This window comes from Flavobacterium luteum, assembly GCF_008806775.1.
GTDB lineage: Bacteria > Bacteroidota > Bacteroidia > Flavobacteriales > Flavobacteriaceae > Flavobacterium > Flavobacterium luteum.
The window spans coordinates 106,857-125,689 of record NZ_WAEM01000004.1 but is presented as its reverse complement, the minus strand read 5'-3'; the positions used below and the strand labels follow the sequence as shown (position 1 = coordinate 125,689).

The window sequence follows — 18,833 nt, the reverse complement described above, 5'->3', positions numbered from 1 at the left end:
TCAACTCGTTGGGTGTAATTATTAAAAAAGTCAATTCGAGTGTTTGTTTGCGATAAAACGAAACAAAAAACGTATCTAGAATCGTTTTTAATGAAAAAAATTTTCATTTTCTATACGGTTTACCATCGAAAATCACTATAGTTGATGAAAAATCATCATCAAAAACTAATTACATCCAAAAGGTTTATGATATTCAAAAATCACTAGAATGCTTTGCGCTTTTTGTAAATAGTTTATTAACCAATACCAAAAAAAATTGTGAAATAAACTACCTCGGGGCAGATCCACCAAGGTATTAATCGGCTAAGAACTTATTTTTAGCTTTATGAAAACCGAGGTTTTCAAACTTTCCTATATCGAAGTAGAGCTTCGGGGAATTAAACCAATAGAGATTAAATGAATGTATATAAAGATATTTCATATCCATTTTATAATTTAATTGACTCAAATCTTTTTCCCATAATATCCCTTATAGCTTTAAGGGCATTATCAGAAGATACCTCAATACTCGTTCCTGTATCAATCCAAACAGCATGCTTATGAGAATTACAAAAAAATTTCAAATCAGTTACTTGCCGATGTACTTCTCCCAAGTCTAATTCAGGTTTGCGTTCATGAATAATTTCTGCATTTGTACCAAGACATAAAATAATGTCGGGTTCGGGTATAATTATTTGTCCTATTTTTAATATGACTTTCGGCAATTTAATCCTAACTCTCTTAGGGTCAATTATATAATCATAATAATAACGATCGAAAATCCAAACACAAGAGCGAATTGCTTTTTTAGGATAGATTTTCAATGCATATCCAAGTGTGTAATCAATTAAATAATAACCCCATCGAAATAATGAACCTAAAAACCCTGAAGGTTTCTTACTGTGAGGTTCTGTAACAGGCACATTAAATTCCTCTTTTTTACCCAACAGGCGCGCAATACTCGGAAATTTGTTAGGTCTCAAATGTTCATAATAAACTGCTTTATGAAATGCTTCGTTTAGAACTGGTTTTAAAGTTTCAATTATAGTACTTTTACCTGAACCATCTGTGCCCAAAAAGACAATTGTATAACCAGGTTTTTTTATTATTCGTTTTAGTTTAACAAAATAATAGAAAAAAGTATTTTTCTTAATAGGAAACTCTTTGATTAATTGTTTAGCTAGTTTTTTTATTGTTTTTTCTGAGTATTCAACTTCTAAATATTCCATTAAAATTTGACTTATGTTTTGCTTATTTATTACTCCAAATATTTCATCTAAAAATTCTGCGTTTAAACAGTACTTTTTAAAATCATCATAATACTTTTGCTTACACGTTTTATTATTTAATAATTCTTTGAATAATCCAATTAATGCATCTACTCTAGGATTCAACACGTTTATATTATCTCTATAAATAAAAGTGTTTTTCCATATATTTTGGTTTGTAACAATCGTGTGGCCACGATATTGAATTTGGTTGTAATGAAGATCTATCATTAACCCCCATCCACCATTTTCAATGCCAAGTAAACATATTCTTGGACAAATTTCAGATGGAATAAATGAAACAATCATGCCTTGATAACTTTGACAAGTTTCATTCAAAATTGATAAGAATAAAAATGAATCATTTTTATCAATTAATATATCTAAATCACTTCCATCTGTAGAATAAGGTAATTGATGATAATTACGAAGTACACAATAGCGAATGTTTTTTGTGTTGAGAGTTTCAAAAAAATTAGGTAAAAATGTCATTATTTAAAGTTAAAAAAAAATTGGTTTTTCAGAAGAAAGTGATATTTAGATTTTGTAATAAACATATTCAAGCATTTTTTATATATTTTTATTTGATTGAATCCAAATAATTCACTAAAATTAAATACATTTATAAATCAAACTAAACTTAAGTTTCCTATATCTTGCATTAGTAGGCAAATTTATAATGATAAGACATCCTAGATGAATCACTTTTTTTGTTTTTGCTACATTTACCAATATACAATTATTTGACTAATATTTTCATAAAATGTTTTAATTATAATTCTGATTTATAACTTCAAACCTTTTTTCCATAACTTCTGAAATAAACTTCATTGCACTATCTACTGATTGTTCTAAAGAAGATTCGGCACTAATCCAAACTGCTTGTTTATGTTGAAGGCAAAATTTTGACAATTTATAACTCTGTTTATATATATCTTCCGCATTTGATTTAGTCTTTTGATTATTCTGAAATTCAGTATTCTGCCCTAAACATATTATTAAATCTGGTTCAGGTATTAGTAGTGCTCCAATTTTTACAATCCAATTTGGCAAAGCCAATCTACCTTTTTTGGGATTTATTATTCCATCATAATAGTAACCATCAAATATCCACACGCAGGAATTAAAGGCCTTTTTAGGAAAGATCTTTATCCAATATCCAAAGGTATAATCGAAATAGCGAAATAGCGAACTAATAAAAAAAAATGATTTTTTTGATTTTGAAAAAGAATCGAGCTCTTTAATATCATTGTTTTTATTTGCTTTCTTTTTATTTGAATAAATATAATTGGGACGACTATTTTCATAAAACACACTATTATAAAAAGCTTCATTTAAAACTGGAATGATACTAGTGATTAATCTTTTTCGAGAACTTTGTTCTCCTAAAAAAACAATTGTATATCCTGGAGGAGTAAATACTCTTTTTGCATTTTTAATTCTTTCAATTGTATTTTTTAAGAATATCGATTTTCCATTGTATATTTTATTTAACATAATTTTTCTAAGCTCTTTAGTCTTTTTTTTAAGACTATTTATTGAAAGATTATCAAAAACAATTTTTGTAAATTCTTCACTATAGAGTTCAGTTAATAATTTTCTATATTTTATTTCATCTGAAAGCACTTCAGTAATAAATCCATTAATATACTTTTTTTTTGAGCAACCATTATGAATAATTTCTTTTAAGAAACCAACAAAATATGTTTTCTTTAAATCAAGAACTTTAATGTTATTGAACAACAAAACATTTTTTTTTAATTGATTAACGGGGAAATACTCTTTTGATTGAAAATAAAAACCTTTACAAAACAAATCTAATTGTAGTCCCCAATAGTTGTCAGACTCACACAACAACCTGTAAAATTTTGCATTACTATTTGTATAATTGGAAACCACTTTTACATTATATTGAGAAATTAAATTAAATAAAACTTTTAAAAAAGTTTCAACGTCTGTTGGATCAACAATAATATCTAAATCACTATTCTCTATTTTTAATGGTAAACTATTATACTCCCCTAGTACAAAGTAATCAACATGATTACTATTTAAATTATTAAATAAATCTTTAATAAATTCAGATTTACTGTTTACCATACAAACCAATTTTTAAAAACCTAGAAATAGTTCTATAAACGCCACATATATTCATAAAAAATATATAAACAGAAAGCCCAAATTTATTTTTGGGTAATTTAAACGAAGTATATCTATTAAAAATTTCTAGTCCTTCTAGAAGTCTAGTTTCTTTTACTTCATTTGTATCAATTGATTTGTTATTATCATGCCATCTAAAGTGAGCAAAAAATGAATTTACTTTCTTTATTTTAAAACCTAAATTATAAATATGAGAAAAAAATTCTTTATCCATTGCAATATGGAACGATTTGTCAATAAATATGCCTTGATCGATAATTTTACGTTTAAAGAAGAAAGTAGTGGAAGGTATGAAACAATAAAAAACAGACATCCATTTTTTAGAGTTCTGAGTAACCAATTCTCGAGTGATTTTTCCGTTGGAATCTATAAACTTATAATTACCGTAAACAGCATCAACATGCATATCCGTTAGCTCATGAACAACATTTTTAAATGTATTGGGCAAATACATGTCATCTGAATTTAACCAACCGATTATATTGCCTGTAGCCTTTTTAAACCCTTTATTTAACGCATCGCTTTGTCCTTCGTCTTTTTCAGAAACCCAAATAAGATGAGGATATTTTTTTAAAACTTCAATAGTATTATCAGTTGAACATCCATCGATAATTATATGCTCAAAATTAGCATAATCTTGAATAAGTACAGACTCAATTGCATCCTCAATAAATTTTCCTTGATTAAATGAGGGGGTAACTATAGAAATTTTTATCATTTTGTTTGTCATTTAATTCAAATTGATGATACTGTATATTTTTAAAGTTAAAAAACTAAAGTTGTGATTTAAATAACACTATTAATTTTTTAATAAAATAAAATTATTTTTTCGTTTATTTAATATCCCGATCAATATCCAAATAAAGAAAAAATGTACACCAAAATTTGGGACATTTTCAACAGATAACATTGCAAATTCTAATAATAACCATGCCGCAGTTAAAAAATGAAAACTATTGGGTTTAAAGTTTATAATCCCAAAATAAATGTACTTCATAAATACAAATAAAGTGATTACAAGCATCGTGATTCCCCCTTTTAAAATAATCTCTAAAAAACCAATTTCGAGTGAAAATCTTGTTGAACTATCACCTCCATCACCAAGCCATTCCTTAAAATAAGGACTATAGTAAGTACCTAAATATCCTCTTCCTAAAATATAATCTGAACCTTTCATGTCTGAAAAAAGTTCTATAAATAAAAAAGAACGAGTATCGGTTTTACTTATAGTTTCAGACTTTATTGAAGACGTTAGATATTCGAAAATTTCTGCGAAATAAAAGAATAAAAAATATATAAGAGTAAAGGAAGCAACTAAAAAAATAAACTTTAAGAATTTAGATTTAACTAATCTAAATGCTTTTGTGGCTAAAAAAGTAAATAAAAACATAGATATTACAATTATCCCTGAACGATTATCGTAGATTCTAAAAACATTAATTGTTGCTATTAATAATATAGAGATAAAAAATTTCCTGTTATCACTTTTCGTAGTTAAAAACTCAAATAAAAAAAAGGAATAACTGGTAAAAAGAAGGATAGGAAATTTAAAAATAAATAAATCTAAAATAGTGATTAGTGGAATTAAATTAGTCATGTATTTGCTAACTAAAGACAAAAAAGAAACGCTTTTCTTGTTTACAAGCAAAGCTACTACCGCTAAAAAAAAAGCGGGAAATGCATAAGGATGAAAAAAAAGAGTTATATAATCTAATTTATCTCTAGTTAATGAGAAAAATAAAATTATAAATACTGTCGTTAAATATATTGAAATTGGATTAATAGAAAATGATCTTTTCTTTAATTCTTTGATTCCTATAGAAATATGTAAGAAAATAAAAAAATAGAAAAAAGACAATGCAACAAAAGATACAGTTCTGAAAAAATATAACCTTGTTGATAAATAATAGCTATAAGTAATACCTGCAAGAAAAATAGAAATAAAAATATAGTTTTTTAGTCTCTGCACTTCTATTAGTTATATGATTTTAATAAATTTTGCAGGATTACCACCCCAAACTTCATTACTTGAAATGTCTTTAGTAACTAATGAACATGCTCCAACAATTGAATTATCCCCAATTGTAACACCTTTAAGTATTGTTGTATGTGCGCCAATAAAAACATTGTTACCAATTTTAACTGGTCTTGTTTTTACATCAATTATATCGGCTTCATGATTTTGTCGCTTCAAATAATCTAAACTATGAAAATTAGTGTCATATATAACAACATTACCCCCAATATTAACATCATTCCCAATTTCTATAGTGTCCTGACAAACTATTGCTGACGAGCTCATTCCTACATTATTACCAATAATCAGTTTTCCGTTTTTGCCAACAATAATACTGCAGGCGTAAAAACGCCCAATAGGATTTGATGATTCACGATTATTCATTCTAAAGTTATTGCCAATGAAGCATTTTCCTCCTAAACTAATATTAATTTTTGGAATCCCAATGCTCTTAAAAGATCTAAACTTGCATCCATTCGCATAAAGAATAAAGAAACTAATAACCCAATCAAAAGGTCTTAAAATGTAAACCTGAATTCTTTTTAAAATTTTTAATAAATAAATAAATAAATACTGCATCCTATTTTTTTACAATTTTACTATAACAACTAATCACATCGCCAAGAATTGTTTTCTTATTGTGTCGAATCATCGCAACCTCTCTTGCTTTTTCGGCTATATTTAAATATTTTTTAGGATTATTTACATAATCCTGAACAATTGCTGTAAGCTCATAAATACCATTTGAGGGGAAAAGCATTCCAGTTTCTTTATGTTCTATTAACGAAGTTATGCCCCCAACATTGCAAGCAACAACTGGAATTCCTAACATTTGTGCTTCACAAACACTATTTGGGCTATTGTCTATATATGAGGGATGAATAAACAAATGCGATTTTTTAACAATTAATATTAATTCCTTTGGGGATTTCCTTCCTAAACATTCTATGTTAATGTGTTTATGCTGTACACCAATACTTTTTTCAAAATGTTTGAAAATCTTATCGTCTTTGTCTATTCCTATTAATTGCCACTTAAATTTGATATTGGTTTTTTCATGAAGTAATTTTGCTGCTTTTAAAACAACATCAATTCCCTTATATATAGTAGATGACAATGTTGAAACCAAATAAATAGAGTCTGATTCAAGATTAACAGTATTACTTTCAAAATAAAAAGGAGCTCTAAGCACCTCATCAATATGAAAATAATGAGCATTAGGCGCGTATAACCTAACAATAGATTTATCCCAATTTGTTCTTCCCATTACATACATGGCAAGTTTTAAACTATTTTCTTCAAGAATTGCTTGTTTTCTTAGCCGTTTCATAGAAAAAAAATGGCTTTTCCCTAATAAATTGTTTTTAAAATAGCTAAAATTAAAAAGGAAATTTAATTTAGATTGTGAAGGAGGAAAGTAAGCATTTACGATTGGATTTATTAATCCTTGAAGATGTATTACAACTGGTATGGTTGTTTCACTTTGAATCGAAGTAAATATTCCTTCTGTTCCAAAAACATGAATTAAATCAGGTTTAAAATCTTCAATTATTTTTTTCATTTGAAGAATATAATTTGAATTTTCAATTTTACCAGTCCAATTATTTATGATATGTTTTAAAGGTGTTTTTTTTGCCGATTTTCTTAAAATTGGATAATACGTTGTATTTCCTATTCGTTCTTTTTGAAAACCATCTTTATGAAAAAACGATATGGCTAATTCTATGTCTTTATGCTCTGAAACCAATTCTTCAAGAGACTCAATCCAACCCCCTCCATGATAGGAATGCTTACCTTGATCATATTTAGAAGGCGTATTCGTGAACCAAAGGGTTTTCATATTTTGTAATTATTTAGATAGCTATACTTTGGTTTATTTATTTAAAATACTTTTGGGCAATGATGCTCTCCATCTATCAATATTTTCCTGTGGCAAATTAATTTTAGTTTGATACGGTAAATCTATAAAGTCATGCATTTGTTCAATATCTTCTCTTTTAATTACATTTAAATTTGTGTCTTTTCCTATTTCGACCGCCCTATTATCTACTGCTACAATTAATGTTCTGACACCTTTTTGTAAAGCTCTTATACCTGCATGTAACCTAGTCCCTAAATATTCAATCGATGGTTCCTCGAGTATTTTATTATATGCTTCTATTGTTGGTGCTACCAGCTTTATTTTGTCCGCTCTAGCGTAAATTTTATTCAAGTAACCAATATCTTCAATACCCTGAACCCATAAATATACTGTTTCATATTTTTCTATCAATATTTCAAGCATTTTCCTGTCTAATTGCGTATCTGACTTATAAAAAGTTAAAGTTGTTATTACATTTGAGGCCTTTTTCTTTGGGATTGAAGCACATAAATCAGGTTTCAGCCCCCATAAAGTTGGACAAGATGTATTTATAACATTGGTAATGCCAATATCTTGAAGCATATTATAAGTATAACTATCTCTTACAGAATGCAAATATTCAGATTTTAATATTGATTTATATAATCTTCTAGTATAGGAATTTGGCTTTATTTGATATTGCCACCACCCAACTCCCATCAATAAAACTTTATTTTTTAAGAAAATTTTATGACTAGGATCAATTTTCCATTGAAATCGTTCATTCATATTTGAAGTTAAAAGATTTGTACCAGAAACAAATAAAAAATCTTTTTTACCCATCATTTGTTTTGCTTCATAATTAGTATGCAATTGAGATGGATAGTTCGTAAAAAGATCATTTGGATAATGACTTCTTAATTCATTAATAACCGCATCATAAATAATTAAATCTCCTAAATTTGCTGTACCTATAGAAGGATTGATAATACCTATATCTAAGAAATTAATATTCGCTTGCTTTGCATTTTCCTTTTGAAAAAATGCTTTTACATATGTCTTTGCTAAACTTTTATAATAATTATAATAGAACATTCTGATTTTTTTGAATTAATTTAATTTCATTATTTGTCCCAAATTCCATTAGCGGTATTATTAATTATTTTATAAAACTGTAATGGTCTCAAAATAACTGAATAGCTCAAACTAAAACAGGTGGCCAAAATTACACCAACACTACCGAGATTAAAATATTTGGCCAATAAAATAGAAAGCGGAATATTAATGAATATTGAAATTATACTTGTAATCAATTGTAATTTTATTTTACCAACTCCGTTGATGAAATTCACAAAAACCATACTAAAAGTCACTAATAAAGCATATAATGCCATAGACAGTGTTAGTCCATAATTTACTATTACTTTATCCCCTATCCATGTTTTGTAAAAGAAATTAGAAAAAACAATCATAACTAATAAGATAATAGGAACTAGCAACCATAACTTTAATATATTTTTTACAGATTGCTTTATCCAAGTAATATCTTTTTTAGCAAATGCTTCAGTAAATGACGACCAAAATGGAGCAACTACTATAGAATATCCTAATATAATTATTGAAAAGTATTTAAATGCAATATTATAAGGCACTACTTCTTTCGGCCCAAACATTTTACTTATTAAAAAATTATCAGTAGTAAATAATATAAGTGTTGCTATTTGAATTATAAAAAACTTAAATCCAACACCAGTTATATCTTTTAAATACACTTTTCGCCACAAAGAAAATAGAGGTCTAAAGTCTTTATAGGTATTTGAAAATGCAACAAAATTAAGAAGCAACAAAATTATTACTGGTAATACTGAAAACAATATGGCAAAAAGTAATAATGAACTTCCTGAAGTCAATGTTAAAAACCAAATTAACATTAAAGTGATTACGTTGGTTGTTAGTTGAATTTTATCATTTATAGAGTGATGTTGATCGGCTACATATATAGTAATAATTAATTTTACTACTAATTGTAAACAAAAAAAAGCAAAAACAACTGGCATAATTATACTCAATTCCATTTGCAAACTACTACTAGTATTAAAAACTGCTGTCCAATCAATAAAATTGTTTAACGTAAAAAAAAAAATCGACAAAAATAAACTAATACTTCCTATTGTAAAATAAGCGGTACTTATATAAGCTTGTGCCAAACCCAATTCTCCTTTTGCTTTTGCTTCAGCGAATTTATTTCTTAGCCCGTTTCCCATTCCAATATCAAAAAAGGAGAACCAAGCAACAAATGAACTTAATGTGAGCCATATTCCATATTTTTCTGCTTCAAGATAATTAATTATTAAAGGAACCATTAAAAAAGAAGCTAAAATACTTCCTGCTTTATATACAAATGAAATAAGTACATGCTTAGTGATGTTTTTAGTTCGATTACTTTTAATACCAACTTTATTATAAACTGTTTGAATTATTTGCTTCAAAAGTATTTTCTATTATTTATAATTTAAACTTGCCTTTTTAAATCAATTAATCTGGATATAACTTCATTAAATATTTACTAAAAAAGCGTAACTTTTTAACATTCATTATTTTAACCCACAGCTTCGCAACTCTCACTCACAATAATGAGCAGAACCTATGACTTAACTTGGTTTGCAAATATAGTTACAAAAAAATGTTTACTGATAATTAAAGTTTTTTTAACAATTATATTGCTAGCTGTTTAATTTCAGTAAAGTTCCTATTCTTTAATTTATAGAAATTAAATAATTTACAACTCACTTTTTTTCGTATTTTGGCTTTTGATAATTAAAGAAACTTCCATGACCCCATTCGCTATACTAACGCTAATAATAATCTACTTCGGCATCTTATTTATAATTTCGCATTTTGTTAGTAATAAAAATAGTGGAAACGATGCTTTTTTTAAAGCCAATAAAAATTCAAAATGGTATTTAGTGGCTTTTGGAATGATTGGCACAGCACTTTCAGGAGTTACTTTTATTTCTGTACCTGGAGAAGTCGGCAATCCTGACAATCAATTCAAATATTTTCAGTTTGTTTTAGGAAATGCCATTGGATTTATAATCATTGCCAAAGTATTGCTCCCGTTATATTACAGAATGAACCTAACTTCGATTTATAGTTATATCGAAAAACGATTGGGTACTGTAAGTTATAAAACCGCAGCAAGTATTTTTTTAATCAGCAGAACTATTGGCTCATCCTTTAGACTGTATCTTGTTGTTATTGTTTTGCAACGGTATGTATTCGACTTTTATCACATTCCATTTGGGGTTACCGTTTTAATTTCATTACTATTAATTTTTGCTTATACGTATCGTGGCGGTCTAAAAACGATTATAATTACAGATACTTTACAAACATTTTTCTTAGTTTCTTCTGTTTTTTTGACGATATTTTTTATTTGTAACAGTTTAAATTTATCTGTTTTTGAAGCTTTTGAAGAAGTAAAAAATAGCAATTATTCTAAAGTGTTTTTCTTTGAAGATTATATGAAAGGAACCTATTTTTGGAAACAAATTCTAGGCGGGATTTTTGTTACCATTGCCATGGTGGGATTAGACCAAGATTTGATGCAGAAAAATTTAAGTTGTGCCACCATTGGAGAAGCTCAAAAAAACATGTTTACCTTTACTGGTATTTTTGTAATCATAAATATTTTCTTTCTTAGCGTTGGTGCACTACTTTATATTTATGCTGAAAAAAATGGAATTGCTATTCCAACTGATTTAATTACTGGAAAACCTAGAACCGATTTATTATTTCCAGAAATCGCTTTTCATCATTTAACATTAATTCCTTCGATTGTATTTTTATTAGGATTAACAGCTGCTACTTTTGCCACAACAGATTCGGCTTTAACTGCTTTAACCACTTCTTTTTGTGTAGATTTTCTTGGAATGGATAAAGTAGAAAACCTCAACAAACACAATATGGTTAGAAACCGACATTTTGTTCATCTTGGCTTTTCGTTTTTGATGTTTTTGGTAATTGTAATTTTTAATGCGATTAATGACGCATCTGTAGTGAGTATGATTTTTAAAATCGCATCTTATACTTATGGGCCTCTTTTAGGACTGTATACTTTTGGATTGTTTATGAAATCCCGGACGGTTCATGACAAATTGGTTCCAATGATTTGTTTGGTTTCTCCAGCAATTTGTTTTTTTATCAGTAAAAATTCATCACTGCTTTTTGGTGATTATGTTTTTGACAATGAACTTATAATCGTAAACGGATTAATCACTTTTATTGGATTATTATTGATAAGTAAACCTGCAATTAATGAAACGAGATTTTAATTGAATGTCCTAGCCCTGATAGTAACGGCATACTTTTGTGTTTTTCTTTAAAACACAAAAGATAAAGTGAATAGCAGGACAAGCTCCTGAAAAATCTAATACTGGTTTGTGGTTAATAAAACCAATGTACAGGCGACTTCAACTTTAATATTATTCAATTGCAACAACTGGTAAAATTCTGGATTTTCGGTTCCTGGATTAAAAATGACACGTTTGGGTTTTGCCTCGACGATATAATTGTAATAATCACGTTGACGAGCTGGATTTAAATATAAGGTTACTGTATCTATATTTTTTAAGGGAATGGCTTTAGTTTGAATTTTTATTCCAGCAACCTCACCTGCATTTTGACCAATTGCCAAAACCGAATGTCCTTTGTCTACAAGCATCGTAATTGCTAAATAAGCATATTTCTCTGGTTTGGCTGTAGCTCCTAGAACTAATGTTTTTTTATTTTTCATATGTGTAAATGTTCATAAAAAGGGAATATAATTATTTATTCTTTTGGCAAGAAAACCTCCGCCATCATACATCTTGCGCTACCGCCTCCGCATGCCTCGATGGTATCTAAACTCGAACTCAAAATGGTTACGTGTTCCTCTATTTGTGCGATTTGTTTTTTGGTAAGGCTTTTATGTGCTGCGGTGCTCATTACTAAATATCTTCTTTCATCTGCTCCTTTTACCTCAAGCATGTTTCCTGCAAAACAATTTACTTGATCTTCGGTGATTAGTATGACTTCTTTTTCATCTCCTCTTAAGCTATCCAAAACCATTTTGCGTTCTTTTTTATCATCGATGCAATCGGCACAAATAATGGCAAAAGTTTCACAAACGCTCATCATAACATTGGTATGGTAAATCAATTTTCGTTCTCCGTTTATGGTTTGAAATGCTTCGAAAATTACTGGAGTATATTCAAAATCTTCACAGAATTCGATAAACAATTCTTCATCAGAACGAGGCGAAAGTGCACAATAGGCTTTATCGTTTTCTCTATCTAAAACCATACTTCCTGTACCTTCTAAGAAATAGCCATCTTCCTCGGCTTCAGTATAATCCATGATTTCGTTGATTATAAACCCTTTGTCTTCAAGCAAATCTAAAATATCTTCACGACGCTCTTTACGTCGATTCTCTGCAAACATTGGATACATAGCCACGTCGCCTTCTTCATGAAAAGAAATCCAATTGTTAGGAAAAATACTATCTGGTGTATCTGGTTGCAAGGTATCATTTACTATAGTTACATCTACTCCTACCATGCGAAGTTTGTTGACAAAAGCATCAAATTCTTCCTGTGCTTTAGCATTTACTGTAGCTGGTGATAAAGTATCAATTACTTTTTGATAGTAATTATTTACAGCAGTTTGTTCGTTCATCCTGAACGCCACTGGACGAATCATTAAGATGGAGTTTGTAGTTTGTTTCATGATTTTTTATATTTTAAAGCAAAAAAGTCTAAAGAATATTTTTGAGAAATATTAAAACTTAAATATCTATTTAATCTCTAATTAAAGGCAAGGTAGAACAGCGCAACAACCCTTCTTGTTTGGCTATTTCGGCATACGGGATTTCCTCAACAATAAACCCGTTACTGCGAAGCCAATTGTTTAATCTCGTGAAATTTCGTTCTGAAACAACTACATTGGGAGCAATTGAAAAAACATTAGAATTCATATGATACATTTCGTCTCTAGTAATATGAAAAAGGTTTTCTTTTCCGAACAGTTTAACTAAAAATAGATAATCGGATTCTTCTCTAAAGCCTCTTTTGTAAATAATTCCTTTATCTACACCAACGGGTTGAAAACAACAATCTAAATGCAACGCATTATCTCGAGCTTCAATTTTAGATTTTACCAAATCGAATTCTTTCACTATTTTATTTGGGAAAAAATTCTTTATAAAATTTACACCTTCCGTATTTGTTCTTGCTGTAATATAATCTTTATAATCGCTTCCTTTATAGGTTCCAATAAAAATATAATCATTCCAAAGCATCACATCACCACCTTCTATATGGACTTCCTCTGGCGGACGAACCACTTTTTCAGGATTCATTTGAGCTATAATGTATTGGATAGCATCTAGTTCTCTTTCCCTATCTGGAAGAATATTCGATTTAAAAAAAATATCGTCTATGACAAAACCAATGTCTCTAGCAAAAATCTGATTGTAATTTTCAATCATTTCTGGTCTATAAACGGTAACATCATATTTTTTAAATACTTGATAAAATACTTCCATTTCTTTAACCATATTGGCTTCTATTGGATACGTTCCTGCTAAAATATGCTCTAAAGATTTTGGGTCGTAGGCCTCTTCAATGCTTGGTGTAGGCCCATTATTAATTGCTGAACCAAGAACTACAGCTCTTAATCGTGAGGTTTCGTCTTTAATGTTTAAGTGTAGCATAAAGCATTTTTAAAAGTGTATAAAGATAAAAAAGCTAAACAGATTAACTAAGCTTTTATTTATAAGTATTTCAAGAAATCATTAAAAATAAAATGTCTTTATAACATTATAATGAAAAATGAAAAATCTTTTTGCTTTAATCTTAATATGCAATTTAAAACCCGCTTTTTCAATTCCTATTATAGAACTATGATTGTTGGTGTTAACAATAATAAAGACTTCATTTTTATTGTGATTTAGAATCTGATCCTTAGCAATATGATTTATAACAAAGGGATAAATAGATTTTCCTCTAAATTCTTGAATAGTTTTACAATCACCAATAGTTGGCCCTCTCTTTTTTATTAATCTTAGAAGAAAAAGTTTATTAAACAAAAAACTCTCGTGAATTATTCTGTCCTTTTCAACAATAGAATACCTTGTTTTATTTTGATTTATTTCCTCTTGAGTTACTAAATAGTTTGGTTCTGGAAAAGCAGAAAGCATTTCTTTATTTATGTAATAAATAAAAACATCTATATTTTTAATCATGAAATATTTTAGTAACTTTTTAATCATAGTTTCATTAGTGATAATAGTTTAGAAATTGTTCTTTTATGAGATTTTAAATGTTTTTCAATAAACAAATAAAATTTAAAATAGTAGGGTCTTAATACCCAATGATAATGTCCTAATTTATAATAAATTTGTTCATCAGCATAACTGCTTTTTAAACTCACAACTCCTGTTGAACCCCCAAGCGAAATATTATAACCTGACAATTTTTCATCATAAGCCAACTTTATTGCGGCATAATGAAGAAAATGTCCAGCTAAAAAATCCGGTTTTTCTTTAACTGTTCCTCCTAAAATATAAGTATAATAATTACCCGATTTAATAATAAAAGCTGATCCTTTAATTTGATTATCAAAAACAGCAACTATAAATTTGGCATGTCCTTTTTCTACCAAACTCATAATTGTATTTTTAAAGGTATTCCATTCCCTTAGCGAATACCCATTTTTATTTGCGTTTTCTAAACATAGGTCATACCCTTTTTTTATTTCATCTTCTTTTAATAGAAACTGTAACTCTAATCCTTTACGTTGAGAACTTCTAATGTATCGTCTAACAGAAGCTCTAAAACTTGCAATCAATGCTTCTTCTGTTTCAAACTCTTTAACTGATTTCCAATTTATTCCTGATGTTGAATATATATGTTTAAACAATTGTCCTTTTTTTGCATCAATTAAACTTCTTAGTCTAAGATTAGGAAAATAGGAGTGTTTATTTTTTATATCAGAAAAGGGCAATGTGACATGTGCATAAGAACAAGTATGAAAACGGGCTTGTTCTTTTACTTTATCAATTAAATTATCCAAATTAGATTCATATTTGGTACTAACTATTGGACCGAATGGAACAATATAAAATTTAAAAAAAGCTACTTTAGCAATGATAGAAGCATAACCTCCAACTATTTTATGATTATCTAAAAGTATACAGATTTCATAGTCAAATCCATAAACAATAAAAGATTTATTCCAATCTGACAATAACAAATGACTTCCATGATTTTCATTTAAAACATAATCATCCCATTTTTTTAACCAATCGATATCTTTTGTAATTAGTAGTTTCATTAATTTACATTTCTAAAGGCCACCCCTGAATTCTGACTTATGTATACATTTTCATTTTCATCGATATCTAAAACTACTTCTTCTAATTTTGATAAATAGTTGATTAATTCGCTTAGGGTTGGATTCCAAATTTCTTGATTTACAACTTTTTGGGCTAGCAATCCAAAATTTTCATCTACTGCCTCATCAATGGTCGTTATGGTTTTAAACATTTTCCCTTTGTGGTAAGTCATAGGTAAAGAAAAGTAAGTATGTGCAATAAAAACACCTTTTTCAGCTACAAGTTTTTCAATGTTCGTTTCACATAACGATGCTTTAAAATCAACCATTTTTAGAGTTTGAAAAATATAAAAATCATTTTGATTTATTTTATGTTTAAAAAACAATGATGAATATTTAGCTTGTTTATAAGGTATTTTTTTACTTTTATGCCATGTAAAAAAAACTTTTAATATTGGAAAAGCTATGCCAAATAAACTCACAATAAACTTAAATAAATAGTTTAATTTTCTTTCTAAAAAAACAGATTTGAAAGAAATAGCTACATTTCTATATTGCTTAATAATCTTTTGGTTAGCATAGTAATGTATTGTCATGTTTTTTATTAAAGTACCTAATCGTTCTTTTAACTTGAGCGATTTACTGCCTTTATAAAAACTATTTAGAGTAAAATCATTACTATTTAATTGATTAATTACTCCAAGTGTTGCTGTACCACTATCAATATAATTCCAAAGGATTTTTATTTTCTTCTCCATTAAATTGTTTTCATAATTTTCATCTGATAAATTATGATTTTTATAAACTGAAAAATTATAGGGTTGATAACCATGGTCAATCCAAACTGGTATTGAAGGTAGTGGTGGTTTAAAACTTTTAAAATCTTTTATACTTTCTTCTCTAATTTTCAAAGATTGTGAAAGTGAATGGTACGCCAATTCATGACCATCGTCAATCCATTTTAAGAACTCATGACTTTCATTTTCAAATGATGCATTATCATTTCTTTTCGAAAAATGATTGAGAAAAAATCCTTTTGTTACTTTAATTTTATGTTTAGCAAAAAAAAGTCTTTGAGTTTCTAAATTTTCAGGCGTATCAAAATCACAATGATCAGTAAAACAAGCGATTGCGGTAAAAGGAATTTTTGATCTACTAAATTCGATTGTGCTTCCCTTTGTAAATAATAATTGTGGTAATACTAGAAATTTATTTATTGTTCGTGCCTGAGTGATTGATTTATCAGCATTTTTAGAAAAACTTGTAAATGAATTTGAATTTTCTGGATTAAAACGCCAAAAGAGAGTTTTATTATCATTACTTTTTATTTCCCAAATACCGAAGTTAATATTCGCTTGAATAAAAAATCCGTTTTTTAATTGAATAATTTTTGGTGTAAATTGATTGGCAACTATATCATCTTTCAAAATTTCAACCCAAGTATAATCATGATTCCGAAACTTGACAATCTCATCATTAAATGTAAATTGTAAATCAAAAGATTCATTATTATTAATTTCTAATTGAGGGTGTAAGTAAATACTTTTTCCGTTTTCAATTCTATTTGATAAAGAAATTTGTTTCTTATTTGAAATAAATAGAACCGCTTTTAGCATACTCTAGTTTTAAATATTATTGTATCTATTCAAAGATAAAAAAGCTTCTCGATTAGAAGAAGCTTTTTAAATATATAAATTATTTTAACAAATTATCTTTTATCAACTGGTACAAATCCTCGAAGAGTATGTCCTGTATAAATTTGTCGTGGTCGCCCTATTGGTTCTTTATTGATTCGCATCTCTTTCCATTGTGCAATCCAGCCTGGCAAACGACCTATTGCAAACATAACAGTAAACATATCTGTAGGAATTCCTAGTGCTCTATAAATAATTCCAGAATAAAAATCGACATTTGGATATAACTTTCTTGATACGAAATATTCATCAACAAGTGCCGCCGCTTCCAGTTTTTTTGCAATTTCTAAAATCGGATCATCTACACCTAACGTATTTAAAACTTCGTCGGCTGCTTTTTTAATAATCTTGGCTCTTGGATCAAAATTTTTGTACACTCTATGTCCAAAACCCATTAAACGGAAGGGATCTTCTTTATCTTTTGCTTTCGCAAGATATTTGTCAGTATCACCACCATTTGCATGAATCTCTTCTAACATCTCAAGTACCGCTTGGTTTGCACCACCATGTAATGGTCCCCAAAGTGCCGAGGCTCCTGCAGATATAGAAGCAAAAAGCCCCGCATGCGAAGAACCAACCATTCGTACTGTAGAAGTAGAACAGTTTTGCTCGTGATCGGCATGAAGTATAAATAATTTATCTAAAGCATCCACTATAATTGGATTGGCAGTGTAAGGCTCTGTTGGTAAATGAAACATTAAATTCATAAAATTCTCTACATAACCTTTTGTATTGTCGTAATAATTTAAAGGATAACCCATTGTTTTTCTATACGTCCAAGTGGCAATTACTAAAAATTTACCCATGATCTTACAAACCGATTCATACAACTCCTTTGGATTGTCTGGGTTTACAGCTTTAGGATTAAAAGCGGTTAAAGCACTTGTCAATGCCGATAAAACTCCCATAGGATGAGCGGTTTTTGGAAAACCGTCAATGATGTTTTTCATTTCCTCATTTACCAAAGTATATTTTCTTATATCAGTCTCGTATTGTTTCAACTGCTCAGCTGTAGGCAATTCGCCAAAAATTAACAAATACGATACTTCAAGAAAATGTGCTTTCTCTGCCAACTCTTCTATAGAATAACCTCTATAACGCAAAATACCTTCTTCTCCGTCAAGAAAAGTTATTTCACTTAGACAAGAACCAGAATTTTTATACCCTCTATCTAAAGTGATTGCTCCTGACAAATCACGTAATTTGTTAATATCGATAGCTATTTCATTCTCGCTCCCTTTTATAATTGGGAACTCATACTTCTTGCCGTCAATTTCTAGTGTTGCTGTTTTTGACATAATAAAATCTGTAATTTATCTTTTTAAATAATAATTTAACAAATCTATGGAATATAACACGAATTAAAAAATGATTTCAATGATGAATTCGTTAATTATACCTTAAAAACAGTTTTTTGATTCATAAAAAACCCTAAACCCTTTAAAAAAAGGGGTTATATTATAAAAAAAGTGATTTTTTCGGAATTAATTCTTAAATACTTT

At 28.5% G+C, this 18,833-nt stretch carries 16 protein-coding genes; 1 reads left to right on the top strand and 15 read right to left on the bottom strand.

The features are described from left to right. Positions 1 to 428: 428 nt before the first annotated feature. The 8 genes from F6464_RS09705 to F6464_RS09670 all read right to left on the bottom strand — a co-directional run bounded on the left by F6464_RS09705 (position 429) and on the right by F6464_RS09670 (position 9,753). The gene (locus F6464_RS09705; RefSeq protein ID WP_151107608.1) at positions 429 to 1,739 is read right to left on the bottom strand and encodes a nucleoside/nucleotide kinase family protein; all 1,311 of its coding nucleotides are present in this window, start codon (positions 1,737 to 1,739) and stop codon (positions 429 to 431) included. 276 nt (positions 1,740 to 2,015) lie between these two features. Continuing rightward, positions 2,016 to 3,347, bottom strand: a complete 1,332-nt coding sequence (locus F6464_RS09700; protein WP_151107607.1) for a hypothetical protein — start codon at positions 3,345 to 3,347, stop codon at positions 2,016 to 2,018. Next, positions 3,334 to 4,125, bottom strand: a complete 792-nt coding sequence (locus F6464_RS09695) for a glycosyltransferase family 2 protein (RefSeq protein ID WP_225318058.1) — start codon at positions 4,123 to 4,125, stop codon at positions 3,334 to 3,336. Before F6464_RS09695 ends, F6464_RS09700 begins: the two co-directional genes overlap by 14 nt. 81 nt (positions 4,126 to 4,206) lie before the next feature. Continuing rightward, positions 4,207 to 5,004, bottom strand: a complete 798-nt coding sequence (locus F6464_RS14505; protein ID WP_225318057.1) for a hypothetical protein — start codon at positions 5,002 to 5,004, stop codon at positions 4,207 to 4,209. Positions 5,005 to 5,385: 381 nt separating this feature from the next. Next, the gene (locus F6464_RS09685; RefSeq protein ID WP_151107604.1) at positions 5,386 to 6,003 is read right to left on the bottom strand and encodes an acyltransferase; all 618 of its coding nucleotides are present in this window, start codon (positions 6,001 to 6,003) and stop codon (positions 5,386 to 5,388) included. 1 nt (position 6,004) lies between these two features. Further along, a complete protein-coding gene (locus tag F6464_RS09680) occupies positions 6,005 to 7,264 on the bottom strand; it encodes a glycosyltransferase family 4 protein (protein ID WP_151107603.1) in 1,260 nt (419 codons plus the stop codon). Between the two features lie 33 nt (positions 7,265 to 7,297). Further along, complete coding sequence (locus F6464_RS09675) at positions 7,298 to 8,359, bottom strand: polysaccharide pyruvyl transferase family protein (RefSeq protein WP_151107602.1); 1,062 nt, start codon at positions 8,357 to 8,359, stop codon at positions 7,298 to 7,300. 29 nt (positions 8,360 to 8,388) lie between these two features. After that, on the bottom strand, positions 8,389 to 9,753 hold the full coding sequence (locus tag F6464_RS09670) for a lipopolysaccharide biosynthesis protein (RefSeq protein ID WP_191963350.1): 1,365 nt from the start codon (positions 9,751 to 9,753) through the stop codon (positions 8,389 to 8,391). Between the two features lie 342 nt (positions 9,754 to 10,095). Between F6464_RS09670 and F6464_RS09665 the strand changes: the two genes are divergently transcribed. Continuing rightward, positions 10,096 to 11,598 (top strand): sodium:solute symporter, encoded by a 1,503-nt coding sequence (locus F6464_RS09665; RefSeq protein ID WP_151107600.1) that lies wholly within the window; start codon positions 10,096 to 10,098, stop codon positions 11,596 to 11,598. Between the two features lie 95 nt (positions 11,599 to 11,693). Here the strand turns inward: F6464_RS09665 and F6464_RS09660 are convergent, their stop codons facing one another. The 7 genes from F6464_RS09660 to F6464_RS09630 form a co-directional block, all read right to left on the bottom strand. Then, the gene (locus F6464_RS09660) at positions 11,694 to 12,059 is read right to left on the bottom strand and encodes a CoA-binding protein (protein ID WP_151107599.1); all 366 of its coding nucleotides are present in this window, start codon (positions 12,057 to 12,059) and stop codon (positions 11,694 to 11,696) included. A gap of 35 nt (positions 12,060 to 12,094) precedes the next feature. Continuing rightward, entirely contained in the window at positions 12,095 to 13,030 is a 936-nt protein-coding gene (gene ctlX, locus F6464_RS09655; protein WP_151107598.1) for a citrulline utilization hydrolase CtlX, read from the bottom strand. Positions 13,031 to 13,100: 70 nt separating this feature from the next. After that, a complete protein-coding gene (locus F6464_RS09650; protein ID WP_151107597.1) occupies positions 13,101 to 14,015 on the bottom strand; it encodes a dimethylarginine dimethylaminohydrolase family protein in 915 nt (304 codons plus the stop codon). An 81-nt stretch (positions 14,016 to 14,096) separates the two neighbouring features. Further along, entirely contained in the window at positions 14,097 to 14,546 is a 450-nt protein-coding gene (locus F6464_RS09645) for a hypothetical protein (protein WP_151107596.1), read from the bottom strand. A 23-nt stretch (positions 14,547 to 14,569) separates the two neighbouring features. Next, positions 14,570 to 15,637 carry a lipid II:glycine glycyltransferase FemX gene (locus F6464_RS09640; RefSeq protein ID WP_151107595.1) on the bottom strand — a complete coding sequence of 356 codons (1,068 nt, stop codon included), beginning with the start codon at positions 15,635 to 15,637 and terminating at the stop codon, positions 14,570 to 14,572. Further along, positions 15,637 to 17,253: a hypothetical protein gene (locus F6464_RS09635; protein ID WP_151107594.1), complete on the bottom strand. Its 1,617-nt coding sequence runs from the start codon at positions 17,251 to 17,253 to the stop codon at positions 15,637 to 15,639. The genes F6464_RS09640 and F6464_RS09635 overlap by 1 nt, the downstream gene beginning before the upstream one ends. 92 nt (positions 17,254 to 17,345) lie before the next feature. Continuing rightward, positions 17,346 to 18,629 (bottom strand): citrate synthase, encoded by a 1,284-nt coding sequence (locus F6464_RS09630; protein WP_151107593.1) that lies wholly within the window; start codon positions 18,627 to 18,629, stop codon positions 17,346 to 17,348. Positions 18,630 to 18,833: the final 204 nt, after the last annotated feature.

Bases quoted from the DNA above. Each gene is read 5' to 3' on its own strand.
- F6464_RS09635 (WP_151107594.1), bottom strand. From the start codon at position 17,253: ATGCTAAAAGCGGTTCTATTTATTTCAAATAAGAAACAAATTTCTTTA.
- F6464_RS09685 (WP_151107604.1), bottom strand. From the start codon at position 6,003: ATGCAGTATTTATTTATTTATTTATTAAAAATTTTAAAAAGAATTCAG.
- F6464_RS09640 (WP_151107595.1), bottom strand. From the start codon at position 15,637: ATGAAACTACTAATTACAAAAGATATCGATTGGTTAAAAAAATGGGAT.
- F6464_RS09700 (WP_151107607.1), bottom strand. From the start codon at position 3,347: ATGGTAAACAGTAAATCTGAATTTATTAAAGATTTATTTAATAATTTA.
- F6464_RS09680 (WP_151107603.1), bottom strand. From the start codon at position 7,264: ATGAAAACCCTTTGGTTCACGAATACGCCTTCTAAATATGATCAAGGT.
- F6464_RS09695 (WP_225318058.1), bottom strand. From the start codon at position 4,125: ATGATAAAAATTTCTATAGTTACCCCCTCATTTAATCAAGGAAAATTT.
- F6464_RS09675 (WP_151107602.1), bottom strand. From the start codon at position 8,359: ATGTTCTATTATAATTATTATAAAAGTTTAGCAAAGACATATGTAAAA.
- F6464_RS14505 (WP_225318057.1), bottom strand. From the start codon at position 5,004: ATGACTAATTTAATTCCACTAATCACTATTTTAGATTTATTTATTTTT.
- F6464_RS09630 (WP_151107593.1), bottom strand. From the start codon at position 18,629: ATGTCAAAAACAGCAACACTAGAAATTGACGGCAAGAAGTATGAGTTC.
- F6464_RS09665 (WP_151107600.1), top strand. From the start codon at position 10,096: ATGACCCCATTCGCTATACTAACGCTAATAATAATCTACTTCGGCATC.
- ctlX (WP_151107598.1), bottom strand. From the start codon at position 13,030: ATGAAACAAACTACAAACTCCATCTTAATGATTCGTCCAGTGGCGTTC.
- F6464_RS09645 (WP_151107596.1), bottom strand. From the start codon at position 14,546: ATGATTAAAAATATAGATGTTTTTATTTATTACATAAATAAAGAAATG.
- F6464_RS09650 (WP_151107597.1), bottom strand. From the start codon at position 14,015: ATGCTACACTTAAACATTAAAGACGAAACCTCACGATTAAGAGCTGTA.
- F6464_RS09660 (WP_151107599.1), bottom strand. From the start codon at position 12,059: ATGAAAAATAAAAAAACATTAGTTCTAGGAGCTACAGCCAAACCAGAG.
- F6464_RS09705 (WP_151107608.1), bottom strand. From the start codon at position 1,739: ATGACATTTTTACCTAATTTTTTTGAAACTCTCAACACAAAAAACATT.